Here is a 6,504-nt window from a genome sequence, read left to right as displayed (position 1 = left end):
AATTGAGGTCAGAGCTGTACTTTATAGGCTGAGCGTATTCAGTAGCTAGGTGGGGTTCAGGCGACGCTTACGGCTTTTTGCCAGTTTCTTTGGTTAGATCTTTAATGGTTTTAGCCACAATCACTTTTGAGTTAGTGCTCTTTTTTCTAGCCGTATCTTTGGCCGCTTTTTTCTGCCTTTGCCTTATTTCATCTATTGATAGCTTAACATTGGGCTTCGTACACAAATATTCAGGACGGTAGTCAAGTAAGTCTTCTAGGTATTCAGCTAGTGTGTCTTTTTTGTATTTGTAGAAAGTGCTTTTTGCCGTTTTTGTCAGTCCGTCTAACTCTTCGAGTGAGAAGCCAATCAGCTCATCGTTGATTTTTATAAGCTTTTCAAAAGCTGTGTCTTTATTTAAATGTTGCAAGGCAACAAATAGAATGAATGCTGTTTTATCACGTTTGCCTTTAGGAACCTTGCCTTGCTTACGAAAATGAATTTGAATGGTGTTTATACATTTGAGCCACCAATCCTTGATATTGTGCCCATAACGCCTTTGAATTTGTTGTTTGGGTTTGTTGCTTTTAGGTTTAATTGGCAACCTAACAACTCTCAATTCTTTTTCTAGTCTCAAGCTATCTCTTAATGACTCCAAATTGAGATAGTTTAGTAGATCTTCAAATTGGTACTTAGGCCCACCACCAAAAAACCTTGCTTGTAAACCTGTTCGCCCATGAACAGAGCCTGGTATACGCAGATTTCCATAAGCCCTTTTTGATGCGGCCGTGTCGATGTACCATAACGAGCGTATGCTTTGTAAACTTTCAATTAATATGTTTGCTATCGCTTTCCACAGTTCTTTATTAACTTCTGAAGCTTCTACAGGGTCGTAAATCCAATATAAATGAATCCCGCCAGAACCCGAGCAAACATAGCCTGTAAATGGTGGTATCTTATTCTTTTTTAAAATTTGAATAACTTTTTCAATTAAGTCATGTTCAAGCTCTCGCACCTTTGTTGCGTCAACTTTTTCAGTAACATCAATATCAATCCAGTTAGCCCTGAAAAGAGCCAAATTTATCGCTCTTGGCCAACTAAAAAACTCGTTTGGACTATAGTAGTTGTTAACCGCCTCGCTTTTGCTGTTCAATACTCCTTGAACATAACTAGTTGTTTTTCTTTTAAAAGCTTTTAAATCTGTGACCTTACTGGACTTTCGGTTTCCCAATAAAAAGATCTTTTTACCTGATTCGTGGTTATGACTAAAAAGTGCCCTCACATATTTGGGTGAATGAAAATCTATTAACTCGTAAAAGCCTTTTGGTGAGGCAATAGCATACTCTGGCCACGACAAAGGTGGCCTTTCTTTTAAGGCAAGCATATAATTTGAAGATGCAAAGTGCGGTTGGGGTATGGCCGGTCAAGCAACCCCTTTCGCCTTCTTTACATCTTCACCCCTTCAAAACGAGCAAGCCATTGCTCAACGGTTTCCCGTATAAACAAACGTGATTTGCCTAACTTTATCGAAGGTGGTGCTAAACGCTGTACTTGGTAGCTTTCTGGGTTTTCACCAGCTTCAATTGCTTTTGATTGAGCGCTAATTCGGTTGTGGATAGTGCGTGGTGATAATTGTAATAGCTCAGCTAAGTCTTTAACTTAAATGGTTTGAGATGATGACATGACAGCCCTCCAATACGTTAAAAGGAGCGAAGGGCATTATTCTTTAATTACTTCATTGCCTGAACATTGCATAAGCAACATCCACTTCCTCTTTACGTATTGAAGGCAGCCATAAAGGCGCCTGTTTTCAGTCACCGAAGTGACTCCCTTCGCAGGAACGCAGCAAACGTGCGCATTTGTGAATATAAATGATTGAGTGTGAGGTATCAAGAAGTTAGAAGCAACTTTTGCGCTAGTAATTTACTAGTCTTCTAATTTAAGATAACCGTGTAAATAATTGGATAAAAATAAATATAAGCAGACAGTGCACTTTAACGATACTCAGCCCTAAAGGTGCGCTACGTAAGGAAACCATGAAACAAAATCTACATTGGCGCTATTATCTCTCGCTAGAATCAGATGTATACGCTTTGTCTCGCTACATACACTTTGCCCCTGACAATTTCAAAACATACTCCATAGAGCTGGCCAAACTCTATCTTGCAATTTGTGCTGAAGTTGAGGTGGTACTCAAAGAGATATGTGATATATGCCCTAACAAAAAGGGGAAAAATACCAATATAAATAATTACCGTCAGTGGATAGTTGAAAATCAACAAGGGCTGATAACTGAACAAGCACTGTCCTTTGAGTTCGAATTGCAATACGTCCCGTGGAAAGCATTTGAAGAGGGTCGATCCCCCTCTTGGTGGTCAGACTATAACAAAGTAAAACATGAGCGCAGAGAACATTTCCACAAAGCCAACCTTGGTAACGTATTGGAGTCTCTCGCAGGGCTCTATATTGTGAATCTATATCTTGAAAGAGTGTTATCAGAACGATCTGGCTACAGTCATTTTCCTATAGACATAAATGACGTTTATTCTCAACTTCCACATAACCACAAACTGTTTCAACCATTTTGTCTAGCGGCTAGCTTGGAAAACTATTATGTTTGTTAAAATTGCAACTATAACAACCTAATTTTTAGGTTTCTTACTTTCCAGAACCAGTTCAACCACCTTTGAGTAGCGTTCCAAACGCATTGCAAGGTGGTGTGCAGCAACACCAAAACCATATAGAAATAATATTGAGTAAGCTAGTGCATCAAGCCATAAGAACTTGTCTGCTTTAACATTTGACAACGCAACCAATACAGCGAATATCCCTGGGATAAGCCCGACTTTTTCGATAGAGCCAACAACTAGAGCTATTCTTTTCTCAAAAAACTCTTTCTCTGCTCTTAACTCAAGAAGGACAATATCAAGTGTGCCAATAGGTAAATCTCTTAGTCTGCTTAACAGCCTAGAATCAACTAGGGTACTTCTCTCAATATTTTTCATTAAGAGGCTCATGGGTGAACGCACCGAATTTATAAAGTCACGCCGATGTATCCATATCATTAAGAATGGCTGAATTACCGCAGCAAAATATGCCACAAGTAGCAAAATTAATGCTGCTGCTCTTAGGTGATTATCTCCATCTCCTGACTTTGCAATAAAAGCCAAAATAACAGACACTGCGAACGGTGATACTAAGAAAAGCCAGTGGTAGTTTTTGATAAAAAAGCTTTCTGTATCTTCTCTACTCTTTGTCTTAAGCCTGCTTTCAAAACGACTAGCGGCGCTAAACAAGCGCAGTAACTCAACCCTCTTAGCTTTATTCATTTGTAACTTCCCTATCGACTGAAATTTTTTATTTACTCAACTCCGAAGAGGTTTACCTATTCGGATTAAGGTCAATTTATAACACATCAGTCTCTAAAGTCGTATGTACGCTAATAATAAAACTCTCCCCTATCATCGGCTTCCCGAGCTTCTTGTTCCGTGTACTCGTCACCATAGAAGTTTACGTTACCCATTCCATCATTGTGTTCATCAATAAATTTGTCTTGGTCTGATTTTTTATCGTCATCGATCATGACTTCAAGCGCTATTAACGCGGTTGCTTTCAGTGCTTTTAAAAACATGGTTTAACCTCTCACATTAAAACTAAGGATTCCTGAGTATCAGAATACCATTAAAGCTAAGAGACTCTTAGTTTTCAAGAATTAATTGATTTACGATGAAAACAAATGACGAGTCGCCCTTTCCAAAGCACTTAAAAGAGGCTCGAAAGAGGAAAGGTTTATCTCAAAAACAGCTAGGTATTTTGGCAGGAATGGACGAGTTCTCTGCCTCTGCGAGAATGAACCAGTATGAAAAAGGGGTTCATGCGCCTGATTTTAAAACAGTCAAAGCACTCGCTAAAGTTTTAGACGTACCAACTGCCTTTTTGTTTTGTGAAGAAGATGAGCTAGCAGAAAAAATACTCGCACACAAAAGTAAACATGGCCACTGCAGCTAAATTTAGACTAACAATAACTTTACGAGGAGCTACATTTGAATCAATATTTAACTAGCTTATTTAGCAGTATTTTTATAGATATCGACCACTTAGAAAATCACTATTTAACAGTAGATGAACTCGATTTTTTAAATAATAAACTGAACTCAACACGAGACTTTGAAAGCGATTTTTACACTGATTCATTAGGGAGTAATTTAGAATGCCTTTTATTATTCCTTTGTAAAAATAAGAACTTGATCACAAGTATTATGCAAGGTAATGGAACCGATCAAGATCATATAGATTTATACACATCAACAATAATTTCAGGAAATTATGATTGTTTTCGCTTCGACCTTAATAAGTTCAATAAGACTTATGAATCAAACAGCCAACTCATAAAATTATATAGAATAGGTAGAGTTGGAGAATCCTTAGATAGCTTAGGAAACTCATGGTCTACAAACATTGAAGGGTTAAAAGCCTACTATCAGGCTTCAGGTCTCTCAGAAAACGAAATTATACGCAGGCCTGTATTTTCCACAACAGTTGTTGACTCTGAGGTATTATTTGAGGGGAACAAGCAAGAGGGTGAACTTGTATTAAAGCCCGGATTTAATCACTCTGGAGCCACAATATTGGACACTATATTGAAGAAAACGCTTTTCAAATAGATAAGCCAATCCCCATCGAAGCTTCCTGACTTATGGCTCTTTTTGGTTCACAGCCCCAAACAACACATAGAAAAACAAAACAACTCCTAAAATAAGTAAGTTGCAAACTATCACAGAACCCATTTTTTCACTCCAAAGCTAGATACCTAGTTAAGATTAATTCAGTAGTTGCTCGCCTGCGAATTTGCTAAAAACCAAACCCTTTTAACCGAGGCATCATGAGCAATTTCCTCCTCTTTTAAAAGGGGCTACGCCCCCCGCTATGTCGAAGCGATAAATCGCTCGCTTCATAGCGGGGGGCTTGGTTTTGTTGAGCTTATACGCAGATTTTTATTTGCAGATTGAAAGCTGTTATATTTAACGCTAACCTAAACTTGATTTAGCCCTTTGGGCATTGAATAAAAACGGCGCTGCTCAGCTGCCGACAACACGTAGTGAGGACCCTCACTGTTTTAATATTTATGTCATGCCGCGCCACATTTATGGCGCTTTTCAAATTCGGCGCTTAGTTGCTGCCGCTTCCACGTATCTGAGGTTTTTATTTTAGGCGAGATCAGTCCGAGCCTTGCGCTGTTGCGCTTAACTGGGGCGAATAGGCTTTAGTGCCGCTGAGCAACGGTGTTGCCAGTTAATCTTACAACCAAGGAACAAGCATGACTTTTAACCCAAATACTGAAGTCGCTTTATTAAAAGCGCAAACAAAACTACGTGCCCGTAAACGTCATAAATCATCCAAACTTGATAAGTACCACACTCAACTTTGTAAACTATATGACGCGGGTGCAACTAAAGCTGAGTTACAACGCTGGCTTGCCATGCGAGGTATCGTTGTACAGTGGACGACCGTGAAGCGGTGGCTCGATAAAAATGCCTAAATTTGCCAAAGCCAGCACACAAGCCAAAAACGTTATCAAAGGGCTGACCAAAGCAAAACATATACGCTCTTTAGGCACAGCTAGAAACTACGAGCAGGCACTAAAAACGGTTGCCAGTTGGTCAAAGGATATTGGTATAAACGGCATTCAATCTATGAGTATTGAACAAGCCCGAATTTATCTCGACTACCGAGCTGAAATTGTCGGCCAAAAAGCCCTAGATATGGAGCGTCAAGCAATACAAGCTATGATGCAACTAAACGGTAAGCTACAGCCAAAAGAAACACTCTATCGAGTAAAGTCATGTTTAGAAGAAATCAAGCGCTCTCGGGCTTACACTACAGATCAAGCCAGAGCCATTTCACATCGGCAAACAGCAAAGCATCAACTCGCTACACAAATCGCCTATGCCGCAGGCCTGCGCGCCCATGAGCTACTGACGCTTGCCAAAGCCAGTGATCGAGGTCCAGACAAACGCCCAACCCTAGATTCAAAATGGCATGGTCGAAGCGGCGAGCTATATACCGTGCAAGGTAAAGGCGGCTTAATTCGCCATGTGCTGATTCCAACCACACTCGCCAATAAGCTAGAACAACAACTTTTAGCACAACCGATAACCGTTGTAGACAGAAAAATTAACTACCTTCAGCGCTATGATATCGCTGGCGGTAAAAAGTGGTCGGACTCTTTCTCTAAAGTAAGCGTCGCCTGAACCACACCTAGCTACTGAATACGCTCAGCCTATAAAGTACAGCTCTGACCTCAATTCGGAGCTGAACATGCCTAAACACAAAACCGCAGAGCAATGGCTGAAACTTATCGAACAACAGGAACTCAGTGGTTTGTCTGTCACTGACTTCTGCACGCAGCTCAAGCATGGTCAGAATACGGTGTTGTTGCCATCAAACACAGATACCCTGTGGTTGGCTGCACTGCTCAGGGCGCTGTCATGATCTGCTGGCACAATGAGTCTGTTTACTTGCACC

Annotated in this window: 9 protein-coding genes; 6 read left to right on the top strand and 3 right to left on the bottom strand. The window is 40.2% G+C overall.

Annotation, left to right across the window (positions count from 1 at the left end; translation table 11 throughout):
• Nucleotides 1-67 precede the first annotated feature (67 nt).
• Complete coding sequence (locus CKO50_RS11500; RefSeq protein WP_141240136.1) at nt 68-1,336, bottom strand: hypothetical protein; 1,269 nt, start codon at nt 1,334-1,336, stop codon at nt 68-70.
• A gap of 679 nt (nt 1,337-2,015) precedes the next feature.
• On the opposite strand from CKO50_RS11500, the gene CKO50_RS11495 reads away from it, so the two are divergent.
• Nucleotides 2,016-2,603, top strand: a complete 588-nt coding sequence (locus tag CKO50_RS11495) for a hypothetical protein (protein WP_095728261.1) — start codon at nt 2,016-2,018, stop codon at nt 2,601-2,603.
• Between the two features lie 18 nt (nt 2,604-2,621).
• Here CKO50_RS11495 and CKO50_RS11490 read toward each other — a convergent pair whose 3' ends face one another.
• Together CKO50_RS11490 and CKO50_RS11485 are read right to left on the bottom strand one after the other, a co-directional pair.
• Nucleotides 2,622-3,308, bottom strand: a complete 687-nt coding sequence (locus CKO50_RS11490; RefSeq protein WP_095728260.1) for a hypothetical protein — start codon at nt 3,306-3,308, stop codon at nt 2,622-2,624.
• Nucleotides 3,309-3,418: 110 nt separating this feature from the next.
• Complete coding sequence (locus CKO50_RS11485) at nt 3,419-3,610, bottom strand: hypothetical protein (protein ID WP_095728259.1); 192 nt, start codon at nt 3,608-3,610, stop codon at nt 3,419-3,421.
• A gap of 95 nt (nt 3,611-3,705) precedes the next feature.
• Here CKO50_RS11485 and CKO50_RS11480 point away from each other — a divergent pair, with 95 nt between their 5' ends.
• From CKO50_RS11480 to CKO50_RS23970, 5 genes are all read left to right on the top strand, one after another.
• Entirely contained in the window at nt 3,706-3,987 is a 282-nt protein-coding gene (locus CKO50_RS11480) for a helix-turn-helix domain-containing protein (RefSeq protein ID WP_095728258.1), read from the top strand.
• A gap of 35 nt (nt 3,988-4,022) precedes the next feature.
• A complete protein-coding gene (locus CKO50_RS11475; RefSeq protein ID WP_176474650.1) occupies nt 4,023-4,643 on the top strand; it encodes a hypothetical protein in 621 nt (206 codons plus the stop codon).
• A 653-nt stretch (nt 4,644-5,296) separates the two neighbouring features.
• Complete coding sequence (locus CKO50_RS11470; protein ID WP_095728257.1) at nt 5,297-5,518, top strand: hypothetical protein; 222 nt, start codon at nt 5,297-5,299, stop codon at nt 5,516-5,518.
• Complete coding sequence (locus tag CKO50_RS11465) at nt 5,511-6,230, top strand: site-specific integrase (protein WP_255229619.1); 720 nt, start codon at nt 5,511-5,513, stop codon at nt 6,228-6,230. Before CKO50_RS11470 ends, CKO50_RS11465 begins: the two co-directional genes overlap by 8 nt.
• A gap of 67 nt (nt 6,231-6,297) precedes the next feature.
• On the top strand, nt 6,298-6,471 hold the full coding sequence (locus CKO50_RS23970) for a hypothetical protein (protein WP_176474649.1): 174 nt from the start codon (nt 6,298-6,300) through the stop codon (nt 6,469-6,471).
• The last annotated feature ends 33 nt before the right edge of the window (nt 6,472-6,504 follow it).

The organism is Pseudoalteromonas sp. HM-SA03, assembly GCF_002289345.1.
GTDB lineage: Bacteria > Pseudomonadota > Gammaproteobacteria > Enterobacterales > Alteromonadaceae > Pseudoalteromonas.
Note: the sequence above shows the minus strand (reverse complement) of the source record. Positions and strands in the feature narration are given on the sequence as shown.

What these genes read in the sequence shown, in the direction of transcription:
- CKO50_RS11465 (WP_255229619.1), top strand. Translation starts at nt 5,511, where the DNA reads ATGCCTAAATTTGCCAAAGCCAGCACACAAGCCAAAAACGTTATCAAA.
- CKO50_RS11470 (WP_095728257.1), top strand. Translation starts at nt 5,297, where the DNA reads ATGACTTTTAACCCAAATACTGAAGTCGCTTTATTAAAAGCGCAAACA.
- CKO50_RS11490 (WP_095728260.1), bottom strand. Translation starts at nt 3,308, where the DNA reads ATGAATAAAGCTAAGAGGGTTGAGTTACTGCGCTTGTTTAGCGCCGCT.
- CKO50_RS11485 (WP_095728259.1), bottom strand. Translation starts at nt 3,610, where the DNA reads ATGTTTTTAAAAGCACTGAAAGCAACCGCGTTAATAGCGCTTGAAGTC.
- CKO50_RS11495 (WP_095728261.1), top strand. Translation starts at nt 2,016, where the DNA reads ATGAAACAAAATCTACATTGGCGCTATTATCTCTCGCTAGAATCAGAT.
- CKO50_RS23970 (WP_176474649.1), top strand. Translation starts at nt 6,298, where the DNA reads ATGCCTAAACACAAAACCGCAGAGCAATGGCTGAAACTTATCGAACAA.
- CKO50_RS11480 (WP_095728258.1), top strand. Translation starts at nt 3,706, where the DNA reads ATGAAAACAAATGACGAGTCGCCCTTTCCAAAGCACTTAAAAGAGGCT.